Genomic DNA, 24570 nt, shown 5'->3' with positions numbered 1-24570 from the left:
CTGCAGGTGCCTGACACAAGCGATCTCACCGCGCCCGCCACGGCCTCAGGACTGACGGGCGCTCAGGCGCGGGCGCAGTCGGTGCAGGTGCCGAAGATCTCCAGCGTGTGTGAGATGTCGCTGAAGCCGTGCTCGGCGGCGACCTGGTCGGTCCACCGCTCCACCGCGGCCGGCCCCTCGATCTCCACGGCGCGGCCGCAGTCGCGGCAGACCAGGTGGTGGTGGTGGCCGCTGCTGCACATCCGATAGACGGCCTCGCCCTCGTCGGTGCGCAGCACGTCGACCTCGCCGGTGTCGACCATGCCGGTCAGGGTGCGATAGACGGTGGCCAGGCCCACGGTGTCGCCGGCCTCGCGCAGCCGGGCGTGCAGCTCCTGGGCCGAGCTGAAGTCCTGGACTTCCTGCAGCGCAGCCGCCACGGCCGCCTGCTGGCGGGTCGGTCGTCGTCGGGGGCTGGTCACGGCTTCACCTGTTCGTGCTCGTCGTAGTGGCTTCCATGGGGCGCGTGGCGGTGGTCGCCGTGCAGATAGTCCACGTGGTCGTCGTGCGGGATGGCCTCGTGCCCACACCCGGGCCCGTGCTCGTGCGGGTGGCGCTCGGCGACCCGGTGCCGGTGGGCGGTGGCGGCGGCGACCAGCGCGGACACGGCAGCGACCAGCAGGAAGAGCCCGATGGCCAGGAGCACGATCGTCCCACCGGCGGCGGTGTCGGCATAGAACGAGGTCACCACGCCGCCGACCGAGGAGAGGATGCCGAAGCCGACGGCCCACACGGTGGCCGAGCGGAAGCTGCGCGCCACCTCCTGGGCGGCCGCGTTGGGCACGATCATCAGGGCGCTGATCAGCAGCAGGCCGACCACACGCATCGAGACGACGACCGTGACCGCGGTGAGGACCGACAGGGTGATGTTGAGGGCCATGACCGGCAGGCCACTGGCGCGGGAAAACTCCTCGTCGCCGGCGGCCGCAAACAGGCGCTGGCGCAGCACCAGCGTGACGCCGAGGATCACCGCCGACAGCACACCGAAGACGACCAGGTCGCCGGTCGAGGTCGTGGTGATCGCCCCGAAGAGATAGCCCGTGAGGTTGGAGCTCTGGCTGCCGTCGACCTTGTTGATGACCACGACGCCGGCGGCAATGCCGCCATAGAACATCACCGCCAGGGCAATGTCACCGCTGGTGCGACCCCGGGCCCGGATGACCTCCACGGCGACGCCGGCCAGGACGGCTGCGATGAGTGCAGTGATGATCGGCAGGTTGTCGGTGAGCACACCGACGGCGACACCCGCCAGCGCCACGTGCCCCAGCCCGTCGCCGATCAGGGACAGGCGCCGCTGGACGAGGAAGATGCCCACCATCGGCGCGACTGCACCGACCAGCAGCGCGGCCAGCAGCGCGTTGCGCATGAAGTCATAGGACAGGATCTCCGGCATCAGCCCGTCCGCCCCTCGACCGAACCGTCCAACGGCCCCATGCCGCCGACCAGTCCGGTCCCGTCGCGCTCGTCGGTGCCGTCCTCGTGCTCGTCATAGTGGTGGTGGTGTCCGTGACCACCGGCGTCGGCCGCACGCGAGACGGACGCCTGACGCTCGGCATACGCCAGCGGGGTGCCGTCGAAGGAGACGTGACCGGAGTCCATCTCGACGATGCGGTCGACGATGCCGCGCAGGGCGGCGAGCTCGTGGGTGACGATCAGCATGGTCACGCCCAGCCCGGCCAGTCGGTGCATCACGGCCGCGAGTACGTCCTGGTTGGCCGCGTCGACCCCCGCGGTCGGCTCGTCCATGATCAGCACGTCGGGCTGGGCCGCCAGGGCCCGTGCGATGAGGACCCGTCGCTGCTGTCCCCCTGACAAGGTGGCTACGTCGGCCTCGAGGCGGTCCGCCAGACCCACGGTGTCGGCCGCCCGGTGGACCGTCTCGCGATCCTCCTGCGTCGCGCGCCGCCACCAGGGGCGGCTGGCCAGCTGACCGGTCGCGATCACCTCACGGACGGTGGAGCGCACGGAACCGGAGAGGGTATGTCGCTGGGGCACGTAGCCGAGCCTGCTGCGGTCGTGCAGGTCGGCCAGCGGGGTGCCCAGCACGATTGCCTCACCCGCCAGGTGGTCGTTGAGGCCGAGTAGTCCGCGGACGAGGGTCGACTTCCCGGACCCGTTGGGACCGAGGAGCGCGACCACCTCCCCGGGGTGGATGGCCAGGCTCACGTCCTCGGCGACGGGCTTGCCGGCATAGCCGAACGAGACCCGGCGCAGGTCGATGGCGGGGGTGGTGGGCGTGGAGGTGGTCGAGGCCTGCGCGGTCATGCGCATCCCTGACCTTGCCGCAGCGACTCCAGGTTGGCTCGCATGACCTCAAGGTAGTCCGTGCCTGCCGAGCTGTCGGTGATGCTCTCGATCGGGTCGAGAACGAGCACCTGGGTCCCGGTCTCGGAGCTGATGACGTCAGCCAGGTCGCGCCCAAGGGTGCTCTGGGCATAGACGGCGGTGACATCGAGCTGCTTCACGGCGTCGGTGATCTCGGCCATCCGAGCCGGGCTCGGCTCCGAGTCCGGGGTGATGCCGGTGATGCCCACCTGCTTGAAACCATAACGCTCGGCCAGGTAGCCGAACGCCTCGTGCGTGGTGACCAGGGTGTCCTGGCTGCAGCTGCTCAGCGCGTCGGTGAACTCTGTGTCGAGGTCGCGCAGGTCGGCGCTGAACTGCTCCGCGTTGGCGCGGTAGGCAGCGGCGTTGTCGGGGTCGACCGTGGCCAGCTCGTCAGCGATGGCGTCTCCGGCGAGCGCATAACGCTGCGGGTCGAGCCAGAAGTGCGGGTCGACGCCGCCGTGGTCATGGCCCTCGTGACTTTCCTCGTCGTCCTCGTGCTCATCATGGTCGTCCTCCAGGAGGTCCACCACGGAGGCGACGTCCAGACTGCGGGCGGGCGCCTGGTCCGTGACCGCGGTGTCGACCGCGGCCTGCAACCCGGCGGAATAGACGACCAGGTCGGCATCCTGCACCGATGCGACCTGGCGCGGTGTGAGCTCGAGGTCATGGGCGTCGACCCCGGGGGAGGCCAGGGTCTCGACCCTGACGCCCGGGACGTCACCGACGACGCGCTGCGCGGCATACTCCAGCGGATAAAAGCCGGTGACGACCGTGACCTGATCGCCGGCCTCGCCCGGCTCCCCGCTGCCACAGGCGGTGAGCAGCAGTGCCGTGGCGGCCACGGTGAGAAAGGTTCGGGTCATGACAATGATTCTCACTGCTAATGAGAATCATTGTCAAGTCAACGTGGGACGAACTGGGTGATGACGATGGCGATCAGCAGGACCAGGACCGCGATGCGCATCATCCGCAGGGGAGTGGTCAGGTGGGGCCAGCTCAGATAGAGCAGCCAGGCCAGGGCCAGCAGGGCCAGGCCGACCAGCACCGCGCCGACCACGCCGCCCAGGAAGGCGCCGACGAGGATGAGCGCGGCCATCGCCAGCATGGGCAGCCAGGTCGGCAGCTTGGCGAGCCAGGCGAGCGCCGGCAGGCTCGCCCGCTCGATCGCGGCACGGGTGCCGGTCGAGTGGTAGTGGGGGTCGGCAGAGTGGATCGGGTCGGACACGACTGAGATCCTAGCCGCTGGGCCGACCCGGTCCGCGGCCCGCTTAGACTCTGCGGCATGGCAGCTACTTCAACCGTCGAGACCGTCGTCAGCCTCTGCAAGCGCAGAGGCTTCGTCTTCCCGTGTGGCGAGATCTATGGCGGCACGCGGTCGGCGTGGGACTACGGGCCGCTGGGCGTGGCGCTCAAGGACAACATCAGGGCGCAGTGGTGGCGTGCGGTCGTCCAGGGCCGCGACGACGTGGTCGGCATCGACTCCTCCATCATCCTGCCCCGGCAGACCTGGGTCGCGTCGGGCCACGTGGGCACGTTCTCCGACCCGCTGACGGAGTGCCAGTCCTGCCACAAGCGCTTCCGGGCGGATCACCTGCAGGAGGGCGTGGCTGACAAGGCGGCCAAGAAGGGCAAGGAGGTCAACCCCGACGACGTCGACCTGGCCGACGTCAACTGCCCCAACTGCGGCACCAAGGGTGCCTGGACCACGCCTCGCGAGTTCAACATGATGCTCAAGACCTATCTGGGCGTCCTCGAGGACGAGTCCGGCCTGCACTACCTGCGCCCGGAGACCGCCCAGGGCATCTTCATCAACTTCGCCAATGTCATGGGGGCGGCCCGCAAGAAGCCGCCGTTCGGCATCGCCCAGACCGGCAAGAGCTTCCGCAACGAGATCACCCCGGGCAACTTCATCTTCCGCACCCGCGAGTTCGAGCAGATGGAGATGGAGTTTTTCGTCGAGCCGTCGACTGCTCAGGAGTGGCACCAGTACTGGATCGACGAGCGCACCAACTGGTATGTCGACCTCGGCATCAACCGGGACAACCTGCGTCACTACGAGCACCCGAAGGAGAAGCTGTCGCACTACTCCGAGCGCACCGTCGACATCGAGTACCGCTTCAACTTCGCCGGCTCGGAATGGGGCGAGCTGGAGGGCATCGCCAACCGCACCGACTTCGACCTCAAGACGCACAGCGAGCACTCCGGGGCCGACCTGACCTACTTCGACCAGGCCACGGGAGAGCGCTACACGCCCTACGTCATCGAGCCGGCAGCAGGCCTGGGTCGCTCACTGATGACGTTTCTGGTCGACGCCTACTCCGAGGACGAGGCCCCCAACACCAAGGGCGGCGTCGACAAGCGCACCGTGCTGCGCCTCGACCCCCGCCTGGCGCCGATCAAGGCCGCGGTGCTGCCGCTGTCCCGCAACGCGGACCTGACTCCGAAGGCGCGCGACCTGGCAGCACAGCTCCGCAAGCACTGGATGATCGACTTCGACGACGCCGGTGCCATCGGCCGCCGATACCGCCGCCAGGACGAGATCGGCACACCGTTCTGTCTGACGGTGGACTTTGACACCCTGGACGACCACGCCGTGACCATCCGGGAGCGTGACTCGATGGCCCAGGAGCGGGTCGCCCTGGACCAGGTCGAGGGCTATCTGGCCCAGCGGCTCATCGGTTGCTGAGACTCTGGTGATCGAGCACTTCACCCCGCGCGAGATCGAGGCGATGCGGCCGGCGGGCCGCTTTGTCGCGGACGCGCTGGCCGCCCTGCGCGAGGAGGTCGGTGTCGGCACCAACCTGCTGGAGATCGACGCCAGGGCCACCGAGCTGATCGCCGCGGCGGGTGCCACGAGCTGCTACGTGGACTATCACCCCAGCTTCGGCGCCATGCCGTTCGGCAAGGTCATCTGCACCTCGGTCAACGACGCCGCCCTGCACGGTCTGCCCTTTGACTACGACCTGAGTGATGGTGACCTGCTGAGCCTGGACTTCGCCGTCGCGGTCGACGGCTGGGTGGCTGACTCGGCCGTCTCGTTCGTGGTGGGGCAGGCCCGCGACGAGGACCTGCGCCTCATCGAGACCACTGAGCGTGCGCTGGCGGCGGGCATCGCTGCCATGCGCCCCGGAGGCAAGCTGGGCGACGTGTCCGCGGCCATCGGTGAGGTATGCCGTGGGGCCGGCTATGCCGTGAACCTCCAGTTCGGTGGCCACGGGGTCGGGCGCACCATGCACGGCGACCCGCACGTGCCCAACGACGGCCGGGCGGGCCGGGGGCTGAAGCTGCAGCCCGGACTGGTGATCGCGATCGAGCCGTGGCTGCTGGCGGGGACCGACCGGATCTTCACCGACGCCGACGGCTGGACCCTGCGCAGCGCCGACGGCTCCCGCGCCGCGCACAGCGAGCACACCGTGGCGCTCACTGCCGACGGACCGCTCGTGCTCACCCAGGCGTCCTAGTAAAGTCGCCCAACCTCTTGCCCCTTGCGGCGCGTCTCTCTCGCACACCGGGCCAACGGGGGCCTGGCGACTGAAGGAGGTGGGGTGCATGGCGACAGGTGATGGCGAGGCCGAGTTCACGGCCTTCGTGACAGCGCGGGAGCAGCAGTTGCTGCACGCGGCGGTCTTGATGACGGGTGACTTCCACGCGGCGCAGGACCTGCTGCAGGAGGCGTTGGTCAAGCTGGCCGACCGCTGGGAGTCGGTCTCGCGCGGGGCGGAGTACTCCTGGGTGCGGCGCACGCTCTATCGCGACTCGGTGTCGCGCTGGCGCAGGACGAGGCGGGAGCGGTCGCACGCCGCACCCGAGGATGCGCCCGGGCGGATCGGCACCACGATCTATGACCCGCTGAGCCAGTGGGCGGCGGGGGAGGAGATCCGCGAGGCGCTCCAGCAGCTGCCGCCGAAGCAGCGCGCCGTGATGGTCCTGCGCTATTTCGAGGACCTCTCCGAGGCCCAGATCGCCGAGACGCTCGGGGTGAGCGCCGGCACCGTGAAGAGCCAGGCCAGTGCCGCAGCGACCAAGCTGCGGGACCTGCTCCCACACCTGCAACCAGCAGAGCGCCAGCAGAGGGAGAGTGCGCGATGAACACCAACGACTTTGACGACCAGATGAAGCAGCTGATGGCCCAGGGGCACGCAGGCACGCCGCAGTCGGACCTCGCGTCCGCAGCCTGGCATGAAGGCCGCCGCCGGAGGACCCGGCGGTTGGTGGCCGGAGGTGCGGGCGGCACCATGCTCGTGGCTGCAGCGGCGGCGACGGCCTTCGCGCTCAGCGGAGGACTCCCGACGGAGAACGCCCAGATCAACCCGGCCGACGGGACCGGGGGCGGTGGCCAGGTGACGCAGGACAGCGCTCCGCAGGCCTCCGAGACTCCCACCGGATCGACCGAGTCGGAGCCCACGGTCGAGAAGACCACCGACGGTGAACCCTCGGACACCGGTCCGACAGGCGCGGAGACCGCGGAGGAGCAGGACCCTCCTGCCATCGACGGCGACGTGGTCATCCCCACCGATGTCTCTGGGCCGCTGGTCCCGATCGGCGACGGGCTCGGCATCATCAGCCAGGACGGCTGGGACGTCCTGCCGCTGCGCCCGGCCATGACCGGCTCGGCCGGCCAGACCTGCCTTCAACCGGGCGGGGCGCAGGAGCCTGGCTGCGCGATCAGCGTCGTCAGCTGGGGCGAGCTGGAGCCGCAACCGGAGAGTCAGTGGCTCGGTGTCGGCGGGGCCTGCCTGGCGGATCCGCTCGCCGCGGACAACGTCGTCTCGCTGCTGTCGGACGGCCCCGTCGCGCAGGGCAGGGTTGACGTGGACGGACACGCGGCGGAGTGGGAGCGCTGGGAGGTCACCTGCGCCGGCGGGGAGACCTACTCCCCGGCATACTGGTCGATCCCTGACCTGAGCCTGACGGTCAGCAGCGACCTGCACGGCGACCAGGTGCCGCAGCAGCTGGGCGGCTTCGACCTCAGCGGTGCGGTCAGCGACCTTCACCTGGAGGTGATGGTCGTGACCGGGGAGTCGGGCGGCGTGCTCACCGGTGACCTGCAGGAGTTCCTCGAGCGCGATGGCCCGGTCGAGTTGGTGGCCACAGGCGAGACCGGTGCGCTGGTCACCGTCGGGACCACGGTCTGCATGGACCGTCCGGCGGATGCCGTCGAGACCACCCCGGACGGCCTGGGGGAGATCGTGATCGAGTGCGGGGAGTTCACCGAGCGGGCCACGCAGGACCTGCAGACGCGTCCCGACGTCCCGCTGCTGCTGGCGATCCTGCGCGACGACGCCGGCGACGTCGTGCTGGTGCACCGGCAGTACATGGCCTGAGCAGGAACCGCCAGACGGAGCGGGTCGGGACCCACAGTGGTCCCGGCCCTCTTCGTCGTGCCCCGGACCGCTTCGTCGTGCCCGGCGGGGCGGGAATGACGAGGACCACGGCACCGTTGAGGAAGTTGACAGTTCAATCAAGTGCCGGCGAGGGTCGTCGGACCGTGGGAAGGTAGCAGCATGCAGTTCGGCATCTTCAGTGTCAGTGACATCACGACTGACCCGACGACAGGCAAGACCCCGACCGACGCGGAGCGGATCCAGGACCTGGTCCAGATCGCGCTCAAGGCCGAGGAGGTCGGCCTGGACGTGTTTGCCACCGGTGAGCACCACAACCCGCCGTTCTTCGCCTCCTCGCCGACCACCTTCCTGGGCTACATCGCCGCCCAGACCACCACGGTGAAGCTCTCGACCGCGACGACGTTGATCACCACCAACGACCCGGTGAAGATCGCTGAGGACTACGCGATGCTGCAGCACCTGTCGGGTGGTCGCGTCGACCTGATGATGGGCCGCGGCAACACCGGCCCGGTCTATCCCTGGTTCGGTCAGGACATCCGCAACGGCGTCGCCCTGGCGGTGGAGAACTACCACCTGCTGCGTCGCCTGTGGCGCGAGGAGGTCGTCGACTGGGAGGGCAAGTTCCGCACCCCGTTGCAGGGCTTCACGGCCACGCCGCGCCCGCTGGACGGCGTCCCGCCCTTCGTCTGGCACGGCTCCATCCGCTCGCCGGAGATCGCCGAGCAGGCGGCCTACTACGGCGACGGCTTCTTCCACAACAACATCTTCTGGACGATGGACCACACCGCCCGGATGGTCGACCTCTATCGCCGCCGCTACGAGCACTACGGCCACGGGCGTGCGGACCAGGCGATCGTCGGCCTGGGCGGTCAGGTGTTCATGGCCAAGAACAGCCAGGACGCCGTGAAGCAGTTCCGCCCCTACTTCGACGTCGCCCCCGTCTATGGCCACGGCCCGAGCCTTGAGGAGTTCACCCGGGCCACTCCGCTGACCGTGGGCAGCCCGCAGCAGGTCATCGAGCGCACGCTCGGCTTCGCCGACGCCGTCGGTGACTACCAGCGCCAGCTCTTCCTGATGGACCATGCCGGCCTGCCGCTGGAGGTCGTCCTCGAGCAGCTGGAGATCCTCGGCTCCGAGGTCGTGCCGGTGCTGCGCAAGGAGTTCGAGGCACGCCGCCCCAAGGACGTGCCCTCGGACCCGCCCACTCACGCGAGCCTGGTCGAGGCCGGGGACGCGCACGCCAACGCCAAGATGGGTCCCGCCAGCCGCGTCTCGGCCGGGAGCAACTGATGGCCCGCACTCTCGTGGTCATCTCCGCGGGGCTCAGCGTCCCGTCGTCCACCCGGATGCTCGCCGACCGGGTCACCGGTGCGGTGCAGCGCGAAGTCACGGCACGTGGTGAGAGCCTGGACGTCGAGGTGGTCGAGCTGCGCACTCTGGCGCGCGAGATCGCCGACCACCTGGTCTCGGGCATGCCGCCGTCCGCCCTGCAGAGCGCCCTGAGCGCGGTCTCCTCGGCCGACGCGGTGGTGGCGGTCACGCCGGTCTTCACCGCGTCATACTCCGGGCTGTTCAAGTCATTCATCGACCTGCTCGACAACGACGCGATGGCCGGCAAGCCGGTGCTGATTGCCGCCACGGCCGGCACCCCGCGCCACTCGCTGGTGCTGGACCACGCCCTGCGGCCGCTGTTCAGCTATCTGCGGGCCGTGGTCGTGCCGACCGGGGTCTTCGCGGCGACCGAGGACTTCGGGGACTCCGGCGGTCGCGACGGCCACGACGGGCTGGACCGGCGCGTCGCCCGTGCGGCCTCTGAGCTCGGTGCCCTGCTGGTCTCCACGTCCGGGTCGGTCCCCGGCTTCACCGCCCCCGCGGTCGACGAGGTGGGCAAGGTGGACCGCATCAACGAGGAGTCGCTGACGCCCTTCGAGCAGCTGCTCGGCAACCAGCTGCGCTGAGCCGCGCCCCGAACCTCCACTCCCGCGGCGTCCACTCCGCAGCAGGCTTGTGTCAGGCATCCGCAGGACTCTGACCCTGTGGGTGCCTGACACACGCGATTCTCGCCTACGGTTGGTCGGTGGACTTCGACACCCGGGTGGGTTGCTATGCGTGGATCGAGCGGGACGGCTCGGTCCTGCTGACCCGGTGGTCCGGGACGGTGGCACCCGATGGTCGCGTCCTGCACGCCTGCTGGACTCTGCCCGGCGGCGGTCTGGAGCTGCACGAGACCACCGAGCAGGCGGCGGTCCGCGAGGTCGCCGAGGAGACGGGGTATGCCGTGGCGCTGGGCGAGCTGCTCGGCAGCGGGAGCCACGTGGTCGCCACCTCTGAGCGCTATGACCCAGAGGCTGACCGCCCTTTCCTGCTGCTGCAGCTCCTCTATCGCGCCGAGGTGGTGGGCGGCGAGCTGACCGCCGAGGTCGACGGTTCGACCGACGACGCCCGCTGGGTGCCGCTGAGCGAGCTGTCCCCCTTACCTGCGCCGGCATCGTCGACCTGGGCCTGGAGCTCTCCGGACATGAGCCGCGGGACGGTCCGGTGATCGACGAGGCGCTCATCGACGGGGAGGCAGCGCGGCAGATCGTCGAGGCGGTCCCGGGAGTCGTGGCTCCGCACGGTGGCCCCAAGATCGTCGCGATCGATGGCCCCAGCGGTTCCGGCAAGACCAGTCTGGCCCGGGCCGTCGCCGCAGACCTAGGGTGTCCGCTGGTGCAGATGGACGACCTCTATCCGGGCTGGGACGGACTGGCCGCAGCCGTCGACCTGGTGACCGACCACGTGCTGGAGCCGCTCGCGCGCGGTGAGCGCGCGGCATACCGGGTCTGGGACTGGGAGCAAGGGGACTGGGGGCGCACGAGGACCGTGCCTCCGGACGACGTGGTCGTCCTCGAGGGCTGTGGCAGCAGCGTCGGCCGTGCGGGGGAGTATGCCGCGCTGCGGGTCTGGGTGGACGCCGATCCCCAGGAGCGGATGGAGCGGGGGATCGAGCGGGACGGTGAGACCTATCGACCGCACTGGCAGCGTTGGGCTGCGCAGGAGCGGGCGCTCTTCGGCGCGGACCGCACCGCCGAGCGCGCCGAGCTCACCGTGCGGACCTGAGGCTCACCAGTCCAGGCCGAAGGCGTGGAAGACGGCTGCTGCCAGATCAGGCTCCTGGTCCTCCCTGAGGGTGCCGAGCTGGGGGCCGAGGTCGTCGACGGCGATGGTGTAGATCGTGTCGAGGTTGACGACCGACTCCCGGCCCAGACCGTTGGCCGGCCCCACGGGCAGCTCCACCGACAGGCCACGCCGGGTTGAGGTGATCGCCGCCACCGTGACGGAGGTGCGAGCCAGGCGGACTTCCGGGCGTGTCAGGACGAGCGCGGGTCGGACCTTGTCGAGCCGGACAGCATGAATCGGCCGCATCAGCCCAGACCCGGATAGCTGCGTCGTGACTGCATCCAGGTGTTGAGGGCGTCGAGGTCAGGATCGGGCTCTCCGGAGCGATAGATCTCGGCGTCCTGCTCATAGAGCCGACGTCGCAGCTCACGCTCGAGAGCTGACTCCACGACCTCTGCGCGACTGCGAGCGGCACCCGAACGCACCAGTTCGTCGATGCGGGCGACCAGAGCGTCGCTGAGCCGGAGCGAGACCTGAGTGGACATGAGGTGAGTGTATCCCATTGCGGGTGACAGAACGGGTGACACTCTGCACAGGCCCTTCGCCCTCGGCGTGCTCGGGCCGGGCATCCGACCTAACGTGGAGGTGATCCCGACACGGCAATCGAAGGAGAAGTCATGGCGTCGCTCGACGGCAAGAAGGTCGCGTTCCTGCTCACCAACGGGTTCGAGGACAGTGAGCTCACCTCTCCGTGGGACGCGGTGACCGAGGCGGGGGCTCAGGCGGTGCTGGTGTCGCCCGAGTCCGGGTCGTTGACCGGCAAGAAGGGGCACGAGGCGGCCGTCGACGCGGTCGTCACTGCGGCCGCGCCCGGTGACTATGACGCGCTCGTCCTGCCCGGCGGCGTCGCCAACGGCGACAAGCTGCGGATGAGCGAGGAGTCGGTGGCGTTCACCAAGGCGTTCTTCGAGGCGGGCAAGCCGGTCGGCGTCATCTGTCACGGCGGCTGGATCCTCACCGACGCCGATGTGGTCCGCGGTCGCACGATGACGTCCTATCCCAGCCTGAAGACCGACCTGCGCAACGCCGGCGCGGAGTGGGTCGACGAGGAGGTCGTCGTCGACCAGGGCCTGGTCAGCAGCCGCACGCCGGACGACCTGCCGGCCTTCAACGCCAAGCTGGTCGAGGAGATCGGCGAGGGGCAGCACCAGGGCCAGACCGCCTGAGCGGACGCTCCCACCGTCTCGTTCTGGGACAATGGGGGCGTTATGTCTGCCATCACCACGCCACGCCCGACTGCTTCCAGCGACGTCACGGCCCCGGAGCGACTGCTCCCGCCCCTGCAGATCGGGCGCCACACCATCGACTCGCCGGTGGTCCTGGCACCGATGGCGGGCATCACCAACCGGGCCTTCCGGCGGCTCTGCCGTCAGGCCGGTGCCGCCGGTCAGCCGGCCAGTGGGGCCACCTCGCTCTATGTCAGCGAGATGATCACCTCTCGTGCCCTCGTGGAGCGCACCCCGGTCTCGATGAAGCTCATCGAGCACGACCCGGAGGAGACGCCGCGCTCGATCCAGCTCTATGGCGTCGATCCGGCCACCGTCGGCCGGGCTGTCGACATGCTGGTCTCTGAGGACCGCGCCGACCACATCGACCTCAACTTCGGGTGCCCCGTGCCCAAGGTCACCCGCAAGGGCGGCGGGGCCGCGCTGCCGTGGAAGACCGAGCTGTTCCGCGGCGTCGTGTCAGCCGCCGTGCGCGCCGCCACGCCGTATGACGTGCCGGTGACGGTCAAGATGCGGGTCGGGATCGACTCCGACCACATCACCTTCCTCGCGGCCGGCCGCATCGCCGAGGGCGAGGGCGCAGCCGCGGTGGCACTCCATGCCCGCACCGCCAGCCAGGCCTACTCAGGGCAGGCCGACTGGTCGCGCATCCGCGAGCTGAAGCAGTCGGTGACGAGCATCCCCGTGCTGGGCAACGGCGACATCTGGTCGGCCGAGGACGCCGTGCGGATGGTGGCCGAGACCGGGTGCGACGGTGTCGTGGTCGGGCGCGGTTGCCTTGGTCGCCCGTGGCTGTTCGCCGACCTCGCCGCCGCCTTCGCGGGCTCCGACCTGCGGGTCACCCCCACACTCGGCGAGGTCGCGACGACCCTGCGCCAGCACGCCGAATACCTGGTGGAGTTCCACCAGGACGAGGGCAAGGGCTGCCGCGACATCCGCAAGCACATCGCCTGGTACTTCAAGGGCTTCCCCGTCGGCGGTGCCTTCCGCAACAAGCTCGCGCTGGTGGACTCGCTGGCCGCCCTTGACGACCTGATCGACGGGCTCGACCCCAGCATGCCGTGGCCCGGCGACGCCGCAGAGGGCCAGCGTGGTCGCGCCGGCTCCTCGCGCGTCGTCGCTCTGCCTGATGGCTGGTTGCGCTCGCAGGAGCTGGACGAGACCCAGCGCGCGGCGGTGGCCCGCGCGGAGGACACCGTCTCCGACGGCGGCTGACGCTCGCCGGCCACCAGTCCGGCAACCGGGGGCGATCTTCACAGGATCTGCACACGTCGCACGCCCGAACACCAGCACCGCCCTCCTAGGCTCGGAGTCATGACCGAGGCCACCGCTGGAGCGCACACACTGCTCGTCGTCGAGGACGACCCGACCATCAACCAGGCGCTGAGCGACCGGTTGGTCGCCGAGGGCTTTGCCGTGGTGCGCGCCTTCGACGGACCCGGTGCCGTCGCGGCCTTCCAGGAGCACCGTCCGGACGTGGTGCTCCTGGACGTGATGCTCCCCGGTTATGACGGCCTCGAGGTGTGTCGACGGATCCAGGCCGAGCGTCCTGTGCCCGTCCTGATGCTGACGGCGCGGGTCGACGAGACCGACATCCTGGTCGGTCTGGGCGTGGGCGCCGACGACTACGTCACCAAGCCGTTCCGCATGCGCGAGGTCGTGGCCCGGGTGCGGGCACTGCTGCGCCGGGTCGAGCGTGCGGCCGAGCTGGCCAACACTCCCGAGGCTCTGGTGACCCTCGGCGATCTGCACCTCGACCGGGGTGCGCGTCGCGTGCGGGTCGGCGCCGACGAGGTCCACCTGACGCCGCTGGAGTTCGACCTGCTGGCGGCCCTGGCTGCCGACCCGGGCGCGGTGCACTCACGCGAGGACCTCATGGCCGGCGTGTGGGGGTGGGCCGATGCCCGTGGCACCCGGACCCTGGACAGTCACATCAAGTCGCTGCGCGCCAAGATCGGTGCCGCCCGGGTGCGGACCGTGCACGGCGTCGGCTACGCGCTGGAGGTCTGAGCCGTGGCTGACCTGGACCCTGAGCGGCCGCTCGACCCGGTCGGCTCGATCAAGATCAAGATCGGGCTGCTGGTCGCCCTGAGCATCCTGGTGGCCGCTGTCGTCCTGCAGGTGGGCAACCGCGCTGGTGTGCCGGCCTGGCTCACCCTGCCGGTCACCCTGGCCGCAGCCCTCGGAGTCACCCAGTGGCTGGCCCGGGGGATGACCGCCCCGCTGCGCGAGATGACCACCGCAGCCGGCCGTATGGCGGGCGGCGACTACTCCTCCCGCGTCACCGCGACATCGGCCGACGAGGTGGGTCAGCTGGGGCGGGCGTTCAACTCGATGGTCGGGGACCTGGCGACGGCTGACCAGCAGCGCCGCGAGCTGGTGGCCACGGTCTCGCACGAGCTGCGCACCCCGCTCGCGGGTCAGCGGGCGCTGCTGGAGAACCTCGTCGACGGCGTGGTGCAGCCGGACGACGCGGCGCTGGGGGCGGCGCTGTCCCAGTCCGAGCGGTTGAGCAACCTGGTCGAGGACCTGCTCGACGCGAGCCGTCTCGACGGCGGCGCGGTGCGCCTCGACCTGGCCGAGGTCGCGGTCGCAGAGCTGCTTGACGCTGCTGTCCGCGAGTCAGCGATCGGGGGTCGGCCGGTGCGCTACGAGGTGTCGGTGCAACCTCCCGACCTGCACGTGGAGGCCGACGCCGCGCGCCTGCACCAGGTCGTCGCCAACCTGCTCGACAACGCGTCGCGGCACAGCCCGACCGATGGCGTCGTCCGCGTCAGCGCACAGGACCTGGGAGGCGACCGGTGGGCCCTCGAGGTCGCCGACCGGGGGCCGGGCATCCCGGCGGAGCGGTCGGAAGCCATCTTTGCCCGCTTCGGCACGGCCGATCCGACTGGTGGCGGCAGTGGCCTCGGCTTGGCGATCGCCCGCTGGGTCTGCGAGCTGCACGGCGGGACCATTGGCGCCCTGCCCCCCGACGGAGGGTCCGGCGCCCGGATCCGGGCCGAGCTGCCCCTCCACCCTGACCAGACACCGTCTGCACCATCACCCGAGAGGACCATCATGACCATGACGCCAGAGCAGGGTGCGGCTCCTGCCAGCGGGGTCACCGCCGTCGCCGTCCAGGCCGCTCCGTCGTCCGCCACGCCCACAGACGCGCCCAACGGATCCGTCATCGCCTCGATGTTCGGCCACTTCTGGCCGGAGCGCGACAGCCTGCGCACCGCGCCCGGCGCGCTGCTGGGATCCGTCGCGGTCGGGTTGCTCGGCGCGATCATCCTGCCCGAACGCAACTTCGGCATCGGCACGTTCCTGGTGCTCCTGGCCGCCGGCGCGCTGGTGCTGCGGCTGTCCGTCCACCGAGGTCGGCTCTGGGCCCTGGCATCGGCCACGTTGTGCGTGGGGCTGGGTGCCCTGGTCTTCCTGCGCGCAGCCGAGTGGCTGGCGGTGCTGGGGCTGCTGGTCTCCGCAGCCCTGGTCACCACGGCGCTGACCGACGCCCGGCGCCCGCTGGCGATGATCGCCGGTGGTGCGTCCTGGGTGTTGAGCGGGTTGCGCGGCCTGCCGCTGCTGGGCCGCACCCTGACGGCCACGAGCCGCCACCACGTCCTGTGGCCCGTCGTTCGGACGGCCGCGATCTCGCTGATCCTGCTCGTCGTCTTCGTCGGTCTCTTCGCCTCCGGTGACGCGCTCTTCGGCAGCTGGGTGTCCGGCATACTGCCCGATGTCCGGATCGCCGACACCCTGGTCCTGCGGGCGTTCACCTGGTTCATGATCGGTGGCATCGTGCTGGCAGCCTGCTATCTCGCACTAAGCCCGCCGGCCGTCGAGACGGTCGGGCCGGGCGATCCCCGACCGGTCACCCGCGCGTGGGAGTGGCAGGTGCCGGTCGGAGTCGTCATCGCGGTCTTCGCGGCCTTCCTGGTCGCCCAGGCCACCGCCATGTGGGGCGGTCACGACTATCTGCAGCAGGCCACGGGACTGACGTATGCCGAGTATGTCCACCAGGGCTTCGGGCAGCTCGTCGTCGCGACCCTGCTCACCCTCGTGACCATCGCGGTCGCCGTGCGCAAGGCACCCCGGGCGACGGCCCGCGAGCGGCAGGTGCTGCGCGTCCTGCTCGGCGTGCTGTGCGCCCTGACGCTGGTGGTCGTCGCCTCGGCGCTCTATCGGATGTCGCTCTATCAGGAGGCCTACGGCTACACCGTCCTGCGGGTGCTCGTGGACGCGTTCGAGCTGTGGCTTGGCCTGGTCGTGGTCCTGGTGCTGATCGCGGGGGTGCGCCTGCGCGGGAGCTGGCTGCCGCGGGCGACGCTGCTCTCCGCGGCGGTCTTCCTGCTGGTCATCGGCCTGATGAACCCGGAGGCCTGGGTCGCCCAGCGCAACATCGATCGGTATGCCGAGACGGGCCGGGTGGACCTGTCCTATCTCGCCTCACTGGGGCCCGATGCCACACCGGTGATCGTCGACGGGCTGCCGGAGGAGCTCGCACGGTGCGTCGTCGGCGCGCCGGAGCCCGCGCCGCAGGACGACCCGCTGGAGTGGAACCTGGGCCGGGCGCGCGCAGACGCGGTGGTGCCCGGTGGCGGCACCGACCGGGTCGGTCGGCCAGGGTGCCCGACCACGATCGGGGAGTAGGTCAGCGCTCGGACTGTCCCTGCGACCCGGACTGCCCCTGCGACCCCGTGCCGATGTCGGTGCCGGTCTCTGCGGTGCGCCGGCCCAGCACCGCAGCCATGGCCCGGCGGGCTCCCGCCGCGATGACGGGCGTCAGCGGGCGGGGCGGGACGTCGCGATAGCCGCCCTTGGCGAGGTCGGCGCTGCGCTCGAAGTACGACCGCGACGCCCGGTCGCCGGTGCGCAGCCACGACCAACCCATCGATGCGACATACAGCGGCAGGAAGGGCAGGCCCAGGCAGGCCATCCACTGCCGGCTGTGGGCCTCCTCGTGCTCGAGCAGGTGCGGCCGTCGGGCGACGAGCTCGTCGATGTCGTGGCGGGTGAGGACCACGTCACCGACGGTGAAGGCGCCGCCGGTCGGGAACTTCCAGCGGTAGTGCTCGGCGAGATAGAGCTTCATCGGGCCGCGCCGCACCTCCGCACCACCGGCCTTGGCCACCCCCAGGCCGAGCAACGTCGAGAGGTTGAGCCAGTTGACCCGGTGACGCACCTTCACCCGGGTGGGCAGGAGCTCTGCCGGCGTGGGGGCCAGAGGGCTCGTCTCCGGTGGTCTGACGGTCATGGGGCCAACGGTAGCCGCCTGCACCGACGCCGGTGGCGGAACTCTCAGCCGGAGGGTGCGACTGCCGGTGTCGCGTGGGATCGTGGAGTTATGTGTCGGAACATTCGCCCACTGAACAACTTCGCCCCGCCGGCGACCACCGACGAGGTCAGCGCAGCCGCGCTGCAGTACGTCCGCAAGATCGGTGGTGCCACCAAGCCCTCGGCCGCCAACCAGGCCGCCTACGACACGGCTGTGGAGAAGATCGCCGCCGCCAGCCAGGAGCTGCTGGACGCCCTGGTCACCACCGCCCCGCCGAAGGACCGCGAGACCGAGGCGGCCAAGGCCAAGGCCCGCTCCGCCGCACGCTTCGCCAGTTGAACGGGCCGACCGGCCCAGTAGTGTGTGCCCTGCCTGCCGGGTCCTCCGGCAGGTGGTCTATCCCCTGAGGACGGAGCACCGTGTCTGACCTGCTGATCGAGCCGGATGAGCTCTCGGAGCTGCTGGCTGCCGACGACCCCGAGGCCCGCCCCGTGGTCCTCGACGTCCGGTGGGCGCTGGGAGTCGGCCGGGAGGCCAACCACGCCGAATACCTCGCCGGGCACATCCCCGGCGCAGCCTTCCTGGACCTGGAGACGGGCCTGTCCGCCGAGCCGGCCGCCGACGGTAGCGGTGGCCGCCACCCGATGCCTCGCCTGGCCGACGCCCAGGCCGCCTTCCGGTCGGTCGGGGTGACCGACGTGCGTCCGGTCGTGGTCTATGACGGGGCGAACTCTGTTGCGGCAGCGCGCGCCTGGTGGTTGTTGGAGTATTACGGCAAGGACGACGTGCGCGTCCTCAACGGCGGCTACCAGGCCTGGGTGTCCGCCGGCCTGCCGACCGAGACCGAGAGCCCCGAGACCGAGCCCGGCGACATCGTGCTCACCCCTGGTGGCCGCCGGCTGGTGGACGCCGACGGCATCGAGCACTACCTGGACCGCCACCAGGTCATCGACGCCCGCCCGGCAGACCGCTTCCGGGGGGAGAACGAGGTGATCGACCCCGTCGCCGGGCACATCCCCGGGGCTCTGAGCATCCCGGCCGTCAAGAACGTCGATGCCTCCGGGCGGTTCCTGCCCCCGGACGACCTGGAGACGCGGTTCACCGCGCTCGGGGTCCGACCGGACAAGCGCACGGCAGTCTATTGCGGGTCTGGCGTCCAGGCGTGCCACATGGCGCTGGCGATGGAGGTGGCCGAGATCGGGGTCTATGACCCGGCTGTCTACATGGGCTCGTGGAGCGACTGGATCACCGACCCCGACCGACCGGTGGCCACCGGGGCGTGAGACCGGGCCGTGGGAGGAGATGAGGGGGTGACCGGCTACTCGGCGCACGATCGTGAGCGCTGGGTTGCTGAGGACCCGGCCCTGAAGCGGCTGGACCGCGACGACTTTGCCCGCGACCGTGGGCGGATCATCCACTCGGCAGGTCTGCGGCGCCTCTCGGCGACCACCCAGGTGGTCGCCCCGGACTCCGACGACTTCGTGCGCAACCGGCTGACGCACTCGCTGGAGGTCGCCCAGATCGGTCGCGAGTTCGGGGCGGCACTGGGCTGTTCGGCCGACGTCGTCGACACGGCCTGCCTCGCCCACGACATCGGCCACCCGCCGTTTGGGCACAACGGGGAGGCGGCGCTCGATGAGCTGGCCGCCGAGATCGGCGGCTTCGAGGGCAATGCGCAGACGCTGCGCGTGCTCACCCGGCTGGAGGCCAAGCGCTCGCACGCCGACGGCCGCTCGGCCGGGCTGAACCTGACCAGGGCCAGTCTCGACGCGGCCACGAAATATCCCTGGACCCGGGGAGCGGGCCCTGAGCCGACACCGAAGTTCGGGGCCTATCCCGACGATGTGGAGGTCTTCACCTGGCTGCGGTCCGGGGCACCCGACGAGGTGGGACGCCGGTGCCTGGAGGCCCAGGTGATGGACTGGTCCGACGACGTCGCCTACTGCGTGCACGACGTGGAGGACGCCATCGCCTCCGGACGGGTGGATCCGGCGGCACTGCGCTCGGCACCGGAGCAGCAGGCGGTGATCGAGGTGGCCCGCCGGTCCTATGCCGCGGACTTGTCGGCCGACGAGCTGTCCGCGGCCCTGCAGCGGTTGCTCGTCTCAGGGTGGGTGCCGCAGTCGCACGACGGCAGCCGGGCGGACCTGGCGGCGCTGAAGGACATGACCAGTCGTCTCATCGGCCGCTTCGTCAGCACCGTCGAGCAGAGCACCCGCGCCCTCCATGGGGGCGGCATCCTCACCCGCTATGGCGCAGACCTGGTCGTGCCGGACCACGTGCGCGCAGAGACGGCGGTGCTCAAGGCGACGGCCGCGCACTTCGTGATGCTGACCGCCGAGCGCAAGGACCTGATGGGCCGGCAGCGCGAGGTGGTCGGTGAGCTGGTGCAGCACTTCCTGGACCACCCCGAACAGATGGACCCACTCCACCGGCTGGCTCGCGTGGAGGCTCGTGCCGCCGGTGACGACGGGGCAGAGCTGCGCGCGGTCATCGACCAGGTTGCCTCGCTCTCGGACGCCCGCGCACTGCTGCTGCACGCGGCGACCCGCCCCTGACCGGCGCAGGTCAGGGACCTGACCGTGACCGGCACCGGTCAGTCCTCCGGCTCGGGTGCCGGTTCGGCGCCGGCCGCCTCGTCCCGCTCGGCCCACTCGAGCAGGGGAGCGATGTCAAAGACGGCATCGTCGATGCCCGCGTGCAGGTCACCGAGATCCGCAAAGCGCTCCGGCATCGTCACGATCGTGAAGTTCGCCGGGTCGACGTCCGGCACCTCGGCCCAGGTCAGCGGCGCCGAGACCCTGGCGTCGGGCCGACCCCGCACGGAGTAGGCCGCAGCGATCGTGTGGTCCCTTGCGTTCTGGTTGAAGTCGACGAACACCGCGGTGGGGTCACGGTCCTTGCGCCACCACGTCGTCGTCGCGTCCTGCGGGGTGCGGCGCTCCACCTCTCGCGCGAAGGCGAGGGCCGCCCGGCGCACGTCGCCGAACCCGTGGTCCGGCGCGATCCGGACATAGACATGCAGCCCCTTGCTGCCGGTCGTCTTCGGCCAGCCGGTCGCCCCGATCTCGTCGAGCACCTCCTGGGCGACACCGGCCACCCGCTGCACCGTGGTGAAGTCGCACTCCTCCCCGGGGTCCAGGTCGATGCGCCACTCGTCGGGCCGTTCGACGTCAGAGCGCCGGCTGTTCCACGGGTGGAACTCCACGGTCGACATCTGCACCGCCCAGATCACGCTGGCCAGCTCGGTGACGCACAGTTCGTCGGCTGTGCGGTTCCACCTCGGGAAGGTAACGTGCGCGGTCTCCACCCAGTCGGGGGCACCGCGCGGAAGCCGCTTCTGGTGCACCTTCTCGCCCTCGATGCCCTCCGGGAAGCGGTGCAGCATGCAGGGCCGCTCGCGCAGGGCGTTGACGATGCCATCGCCCACCGACAGGTAGTAGTTGGCCAGGTCGAGCTTGGTGTGTCCGCCCTCGGGGAAATAGACCCGGTCGGGGTTGGAGAGGCGCACGGAGCGCTCGCCCACCTGGAGCTCGATCGCGGGGGACTTCGACGACGCGGCCATCTGCCGATCATGTCACTGCCGTCTGTCATGATCGGCCCATGACGACCCCTGACGTGACGACCCGGCTGGTCCAGACCTCCCGTCTCAACACCTTCGTGCGGGAGGCGGGTGATCCAGACAGCCCGGTGCTCGTGCTCGTGCACGGCAACGTCAGCTCGTCGGTCTTCTTCGACGCGCTGATCGAGCAGCTGGCCGACAGCTTCCGGATCATCGCCCCCGACTACCGCGGCTACGGCGGGTCCGAGCGCAGGACCATCGACGCGACCCGAGGCATGGCGGACTTCTCCGACGACGTCGTGGCGCTGCTCGACGCCCTCAAGATCACCCTGCCCGTCGACCTGCTCGGCTGGTCAGCCGGGGGCAACATCGTGCTGCAGCTGGCGATCGACCACCCCGACCGGGTCAGGCGGCTGGTCCTCGAGGCTGGCGGCTCGCCATACGGTTTCGGCGGCACTCACGGGCTGGACGGCACCCCCACCGCAGAGGACTTCGCCGGGACCGGAGGCGGGACGGCCAACCCCGACTTCTGCCAGCGGCTGGCCGCGGGCGACCGGGGCGAGGAGCCGACCAGCCCCCTGACGACGCTGCGTGCCTTCTATGTCAAGCCCGGGTTCACCTTCGATCCCGAGGTCGAGCAGCGCTACCTCGACGGGATGCTGGCCACGAGCGTCGGTGACGACATCTACCCGGGCGACAGCACCACCTCGCAGAACTGGCCCGGACTTGCCCCTGGGACGACCGGCACCAACAACGCCCTCTCGCCGCAGTACCTCAACCAGGGCGCCTTCGCCGACCTGGACCCGGCGCCGCCGGTGCTGTGGATCCGCGGCGCCGACGACCAGATCGTCTCCGACACCTCGATGTTCGACCTGGCGCAGCTGGGCAAGCTGGGCGCGATCCCCGGCTATCCGGGCGAGGACATGGTGCCGCCCCAGCCGATGGTCAGCCAGCTGCGCGCCGTCCTGGAGGCGGCCGGTGAGTTCACCGAGCTGGTCTATGACGACTGTGGCCACGCTCCGCACCTGGAGCACCCGCAGCGATTCGCGGACGATGTGCGCAACTTCCTGAGGTGACGGTCCCGCAGCCTAGACTCACGGCATACCTGAAGGAGGGTCGGTGGCCGGACTGATCAGACCCGAGGACGTGCAGGCCGTCAAGGAGCGCAGCTCGATCGAGGACGTCGTGCGCGAGCACGTCACCCTGCGCCCCGGAGGCACCGGGTCGCTCAAGGGGCTGTGCCCGTTCCACGACGAGAAGACCCCATCCTTCACGGTCCGACCCGCGGTGGGTGCCTATCACTGTTTCGGCTGTGGCGAGGGCGGCGACGTCATCTCCTTCGTCATGAAGGTCGACCACCTCACCTTCGCCGAGTCCGTCGAGCGTCTCGCCGGCAAGATCGGCATGGAGCTGAGGTATGACGAGAGCACCGGGGGCCGGGGCCGGCGCGACTCCGAGGGTGGACTGGGCCGGCGGGCACGCCTGGTCGAGGGGCACCGAGCGGCGGCCGAGTTCTATGCCAGCGCCTATGCCGAGAGCCCGGAGGGACAGCAGGCCCGCGAGTTCATGGACGCCAAGGGCTTCACGCTCGATGATGCAGCCGTGTTCCAGGTGGGGTATGCGCCGCAGTCGGGTGAGGCACTGACGCGGCACCTGCGGGCGAAGGGCTTCACTGATGACGAGCTGGTGATCGGCGGCTTGTCCGGGCGGGGGAGCCGAGGGCTCTATGACCGTTTCCGCGGGCGGGTGATCTGGCCGATCCGGGACATCACCGGTGACACCATCGGATTCGGGGCGCGCAGGATCTATGACGATGACCGCATCGCGGCCAAATACCTCAACACGTCCGAGACGCCGATCTACAAGAAGACCTCGGTGCTCTATGGCCTCGACCTGGCCAAGAAGCCGATGGCCGAGCAGCGCCGTGCGGTGGTCGTCGAGGGCTACACCGACGTGATGGCCTGCCACCTGTCCGGTGTCGACACGGCCGTGGCCACCTGTGGCACCGCTTTCGGCATCGACCACATCAAGATGCTGCGCCGGATCCTGCGTGATGAGCCGGGCCTGTCCCCAGCGCGGGTGGTGTTCACCTTTGACGGCGATGTCGCCGGGCAGAAGGCCGCGATGCGGGCGTTCGGCGAGGACCAGCGGTGGGCCAGCCAGTCGTATGTCGCGGTGGCTCCGGCCGGGCAGGACCCCAACGACCTGCGTCTGCGCGGTGGCGACGAGCCGGTGCGGGAACTGGTGGACGCGGCGGTGCCGATGTTTGAGTTCGCGGTCCGCTCCACGATCGCGCCCTATGACCTGGACCGTGCGGAGGAGCGGGTGTCGGCGATGCGTGCTGCGGCCCCGATCTTGGCGGGCATCAGGGACAAGGCGCTGCGACCGGAGTATGTCCGGACCGCCGCCGGGTGGCTCGGCATGCCCGTGGAGCGTGTTGCCGCCGAGGTGGCCAGGGCCGGCCGGGCACCCTCGGGGCGGCCCGGTCAGTTTGCCGAGCGTCGTGCCGCACCGACCGCAGGTCAGAACGGGCGCCCCTCCGGCCCGGGCGGACAAGGGCCCGGCCCGGACCAGTCGGGCGAGGCTGCGCAAGCACCCGTGCTGCCGCGGCCGGACCTGCGCGACCCGCTCGTCGCTGCCGAGCGCCAGCTCCTGCAGGTGACCTTGCAGTACCCCGGCTCCCTGGACGACGATGCCCTGTCGAGCCTCCCGCCGGATGCTCTGCGGGCTCCTGCTCACCAGGTCGTGCTCGAGGGAGTGAAGGACGGCGGTGGCCTGGCGACCGCGCGCACCCTGAGCACCCAGGGCTGGGCCGCTGCCGTGGCGGAGGCGACGCGACCTGAGGCTCAGCCGCTGGTCAACGAGCTCTCGGTGGCACCCTTGCCGGTCACCCTCGAACCCGGCAGCGCCCTGCCGCCGCGGCGCTATGTCGACTCGTTGCTGAGCAGGGTGGTCGAGGCGGGGCTGGCCCGCCGCATCGCGGACGCGATGAGCGCCCTGCAGCGGGCCGAGCCCGGCAGCACCCAGGAACGGGCTATCAGTGAGCAGCTGACCGTCTTGTATCGCGAGCGGGCGCGGCTGCGCGCAGAGACGGAGTGATGATGGGCTGGCGCAACAAGGAGCAGGACCCGCCGCCTGAGGTCCTGGCAGCGGCGCTGGCCGACGGCGATCGGCTCGTGGCGGCCGCGCATGACGACGCGGGCGACCAGTGGGTGCTGGCCTCTGTCACCCGCCTCATGGTCGTCGGACCTGATGCGCAGGTGCGGCTCTCCCGACCCTGGCTCGATGTCGACCGCGGCGGCTGGGACCCGGAGTCCGACACGTTGCAGGTCACCTGGGTCGACGGCAGCGCTCCGGTCAGTTGGCAGCTCACGGGACGTCCCGCCCGCCCGTTCACCGACGCCTTCCGCGACCGCGTCCAGGCCAGCGTGGTGCTGGTGCGCCAGGTCGATCTCGGCCCCGGCCGCACCGCCCAGGTGGCGATCCGCAAGGACCTGGCGACCCGCGAGCTGATCGACCAGGTAGTGCTCGGCGCCAGGGCCCGATCCGACGATCAGGAGCTGGCCAGACAGGTCGCCGTGGCGCGTGCCACACTGCGCGACCAGAGTGGCATGTCGCCCCTGGGTGCGTGATAGAGTCACTGCTCGCTGC

General features: G+C 70.4%; 27 protein-coding genes. 18 read left to right on the top strand and 9 right to left on the bottom strand.

Going from position 1 to position 24570, the window contains the following annotated elements:
* Positions 1–62: 62 nt before the first annotated feature.
* Genes NF557_RS10580 through NF557_RS10560 form a run of 5 tightly spaced genes read right to left on the bottom strand, consistent with a single transcriptional unit; the run spans position 63 to position 3592 of the window.
* A complete protein-coding gene (locus NF557_RS10580; RefSeq protein ID WP_252619226.1) occupies positions 63–461 on the bottom strand; it encodes a Fur family transcriptional regulator in 399 nt (132 codons plus the stop codon).
* Positions 458–1432, bottom strand: coding sequence for a metal ABC transporter permease (locus tag NF557_RS10575; protein WP_252619225.1), 975 nt, complete (start codon positions 1430–1432; stop codon positions 458–460). The genes NF557_RS10580 and NF557_RS10575 overlap by 4 nt, the downstream gene beginning before the upstream one ends.
* A complete protein-coding gene (locus tag NF557_RS10570; RefSeq protein WP_252619224.1) occupies positions 1432–2304 on the bottom strand; it encodes a metal ABC transporter ATP-binding protein in 873 nt (290 codons plus the stop codon). Before NF557_RS10570 ends, NF557_RS10575 begins: the two co-directional genes overlap by 1 nt.
* Positions 2301–3230, bottom strand: coding sequence for a metal ABC transporter substrate-binding protein (locus tag NF557_RS10565; protein ID WP_252619223.1), 930 nt, complete (start codon positions 3228–3230; stop codon positions 2301–2303). Before NF557_RS10565 ends, NF557_RS10570 begins: the two co-directional genes overlap by 4 nt.
* A gap of 38 nt (positions 3231–3268) precedes the next feature.
* Positions 3269–3592 (bottom strand): DUF6703 family protein, encoded by a 324-nt coding sequence (locus NF557_RS10560; RefSeq protein WP_252619222.1) that lies wholly within the window; start codon positions 3590–3592, stop codon positions 3269–3271.
* Positions 3593–3649: 57 nt separating this feature from the next.
* On the opposite strand from NF557_RS10560, the gene NF557_RS10555 reads away from it, so the two are divergent.
* From NF557_RS10555 to NF557_RS10520, 8 genes are all read left to right on the top strand, one after another.
* On the top strand, positions 3650–5053 hold the full coding sequence (locus NF557_RS10555) for a glycine--tRNA ligase (protein ID WP_252619221.1): 1404 nt from the start codon (positions 3650–3652) through the stop codon (positions 5051–5053).
* 7 nt (positions 5054–5060) lie between these two features.
* Positions 5061–5828 carry a type I methionyl aminopeptidase gene (gene map / locus NF557_RS10550; RefSeq protein WP_252619220.1) on the top strand — a complete coding sequence of 256 codons (768 nt, stop codon included), beginning with the start codon at positions 5061–5063 and terminating at the stop codon, positions 5826–5828.
* Between the two features lie 88 nt (positions 5829–5916).
* Positions 5917–6456, top strand: a complete 540-nt coding sequence (locus tag NF557_RS10545) for a SigE family RNA polymerase sigma factor (protein ID WP_252619219.1) — start codon at positions 5917–5919, stop codon at positions 6454–6456.
* Positions 6453–7691, top strand: a complete 1239-nt coding sequence (locus NF557_RS10540; RefSeq protein ID WP_252619218.1) for a hypothetical protein — start codon at positions 6453–6455, stop codon at positions 7689–7691. The genes NF557_RS10545 and NF557_RS10540 overlap by 4 nt, the downstream gene beginning before the upstream one ends.
* A 180-nt stretch (positions 7692–7871) precedes the next feature.
* Complete coding sequence (locus NF557_RS10535) at positions 7872–9002, top strand: LLM class flavin-dependent oxidoreductase (RefSeq protein ID WP_252619217.1); 1131 nt, start codon at positions 7872–7874, stop codon at positions 9000–9002.
* The gene (locus tag NF557_RS10530; RefSeq protein ID WP_252619216.1) at positions 9002–9670 is read left to right on the top strand and encodes an FMN reductase; all 669 of its coding nucleotides are present in this window, start codon (positions 9002–9004) and stop codon (positions 9668–9670) included. Before NF557_RS10535 ends, NF557_RS10530 begins: the two co-directional genes overlap by 1 nt.
* 119 nt (positions 9671–9789) lie before the next feature.
* On the top strand, positions 9790–10254 hold the full coding sequence (locus tag NF557_RS10525) for an NUDIX hydrolase (protein WP_252619215.1): 465 nt from the start codon (positions 9790–9792) through the stop codon (positions 10252–10254).
* Positions 10251–10811: a (d)CMP kinase gene (locus NF557_RS10520; protein WP_252619214.1), complete on the top strand. Its 561-nt coding sequence runs from the start codon at positions 10251–10253 to the stop codon at positions 10809–10811. The genes NF557_RS10525 and NF557_RS10520 overlap by 4 nt, the downstream gene beginning before the upstream one ends.
* Positions 10812–10814: 3 nt before the next feature.
* On the opposite strand, the gene NF557_RS10515 is transcribed toward NF557_RS10520, so the two are convergent.
* Complete coding sequence (locus NF557_RS10515) at positions 10815–11117, bottom strand: type II toxin-antitoxin system PemK/MazF family toxin (RefSeq protein ID WP_252619213.1); 303 nt, start codon at positions 11115–11117, stop codon at positions 10815–10817.
* Positions 11117–11356, bottom strand: coding sequence for a ribbon-helix-helix domain-containing protein (locus tag NF557_RS10510; protein ID WP_269762039.1), 240 nt, complete (start codon positions 11354–11356; stop codon positions 11117–11119). Before NF557_RS10510 ends, NF557_RS10515 begins: the two co-directional genes overlap by 1 nt.
* Before the next feature lie 132 nt (positions 11357–11488).
* On the opposite strand from NF557_RS10510, the gene NF557_RS10505 reads away from it, so the two are divergent.
* The 4 genes from NF557_RS10505 to NF557_RS10490 all read left to right on the top strand — a co-directional run bounded on the left by NF557_RS10505 (position 11489) and on the right by NF557_RS10490 (position 16732).
* A complete protein-coding gene (locus NF557_RS10505; protein ID WP_252619212.1) occupies positions 11489–12037 on the top strand; it encodes a type 1 glutamine amidotransferase domain-containing protein in 549 nt (182 codons plus the stop codon).
* 42 nt (positions 12038–12079) lie between these two features.
* Positions 12080–13312 carry a tRNA dihydrouridine synthase DusB gene (dusB, locus tag NF557_RS10500; protein ID WP_252619211.1) on the top strand — a complete coding sequence of 411 codons (1233 nt, stop codon included), beginning with the start codon at positions 12080–12082 and terminating at the stop codon, positions 13310–13312.
* Between the two features lie 99 nt (positions 13313–13411).
* Positions 13412–14107 (top strand): response regulator transcription factor, encoded by a 696-nt coding sequence (locus NF557_RS10495; protein ID WP_252619210.1) that lies wholly within the window; start codon positions 13412–13414, stop codon positions 14105–14107.
* Positions 14108–14110: 3 nt separating this feature from the next.
* The gene (locus NF557_RS10490) at positions 14111–16732 is read left to right on the top strand and encodes a DUF4153 domain-containing protein (RefSeq protein ID WP_252619209.1); all 2622 of its coding nucleotides are present in this window, start codon (positions 14111–14113) and stop codon (positions 16730–16732) included.
* 1 nt (position 16733) lies between these two features.
* Here NF557_RS10490 and NF557_RS10485 read toward each other — a convergent pair whose 3' ends face one another.
* Positions 16734–17336: a hypothetical protein gene (locus tag NF557_RS10485; RefSeq protein WP_252619208.1), complete on the bottom strand. Its 603-nt coding sequence runs from the start codon at positions 17334–17336 to the stop codon at positions 16734–16736.
* A gap of 90 nt (positions 17337–17426) precedes the next feature.
* On the opposite strand from NF557_RS10485, the gene NF557_RS10480 reads away from it, so the two are divergent.
* The 3 genes from NF557_RS10480 to NF557_RS10470 all read left to right on the top strand — a co-directional run bounded on the left by NF557_RS10480 (position 17427) and on the right by NF557_RS10470 (position 19915).
* Complete coding sequence (locus NF557_RS10480; protein WP_252619207.1) at positions 17427–17696, top strand: DUF2277 domain-containing protein; 270 nt, start codon at positions 17427–17429, stop codon at positions 17694–17696.
* Between the two features lie 80 nt (positions 17697–17776).
* Positions 17777–18640: a sulfurtransferase gene (locus tag NF557_RS10475; protein ID WP_252619206.1), complete on the top strand. Its 864-nt coding sequence runs from the start codon at positions 17777–17779 to the stop codon at positions 18638–18640.
* Positions 18641–18667: 27 nt separating this feature from the next.
* On the top strand, positions 18668–19915 hold the full coding sequence (locus NF557_RS10470; protein ID WP_252619205.1) for a deoxyguanosinetriphosphate triphosphohydrolase: 1248 nt from the start codon (positions 18668–18670) through the stop codon (positions 19913–19915).
* A gap of 38 nt (positions 19916–19953) precedes the next feature.
* On the opposite strand, the gene ligD is transcribed toward NF557_RS10470, so the two are convergent.
* A complete protein-coding gene (gene ligD, locus NF557_RS10465) occupies positions 19954–20922 on the bottom strand; it encodes a non-homologous end-joining DNA ligase (RefSeq protein ID WP_252619204.1) in 969 nt (322 codons plus the stop codon).
* Positions 20923–20960: 38 nt separating this feature from the next.
* Here ligD and NF557_RS10460 point away from each other — a divergent pair, with 38 nt between their 5' ends.
* From NF557_RS10460 to NF557_RS10450, 3 genes are read left to right on the top strand one after another with little or no spacing between them, the layout of a single operon-like run.
* Positions 20961–21995 carry an alpha/beta fold hydrolase gene (locus tag NF557_RS10460; RefSeq protein WP_252619203.1) on the top strand — a complete coding sequence of 345 codons (1035 nt, stop codon included), beginning with the start codon at positions 20961–20963 and terminating at the stop codon, positions 21993–21995.
* A 43-nt stretch (positions 21996–22038) separates the two neighbouring features.
* On the top strand, positions 22039–24018 hold the full coding sequence (gene dnaG, locus NF557_RS10455) for a DNA primase (RefSeq protein ID WP_252619202.1): 1980 nt from the start codon (positions 22039–22041) through the stop codon (positions 24016–24018).
* On the top strand, positions 24018–24551 hold the full coding sequence (locus NF557_RS10450; RefSeq protein WP_252619201.1) for a hypothetical protein: 534 nt from the start codon (positions 24018–24020) through the stop codon (positions 24549–24551). Before dnaG ends, NF557_RS10450 begins: the two co-directional genes overlap by 1 nt.
* Positions 24552–24570: the final 19 nt, after the last annotated feature.

This window comes from Ornithinimicrobium cryptoxanthini (assembly GCF_023923205.1).
Classification (GTDB): domain Bacteria; phylum Actinomycetota; class Actinomycetes; order Actinomycetales; family Dermatophilaceae; genus Ornithinicoccus; species Ornithinicoccus cryptoxanthini.
Note: the sequence above shows the minus strand (reverse complement) of the source record. Positions and strands in the feature narration are given on the sequence as shown.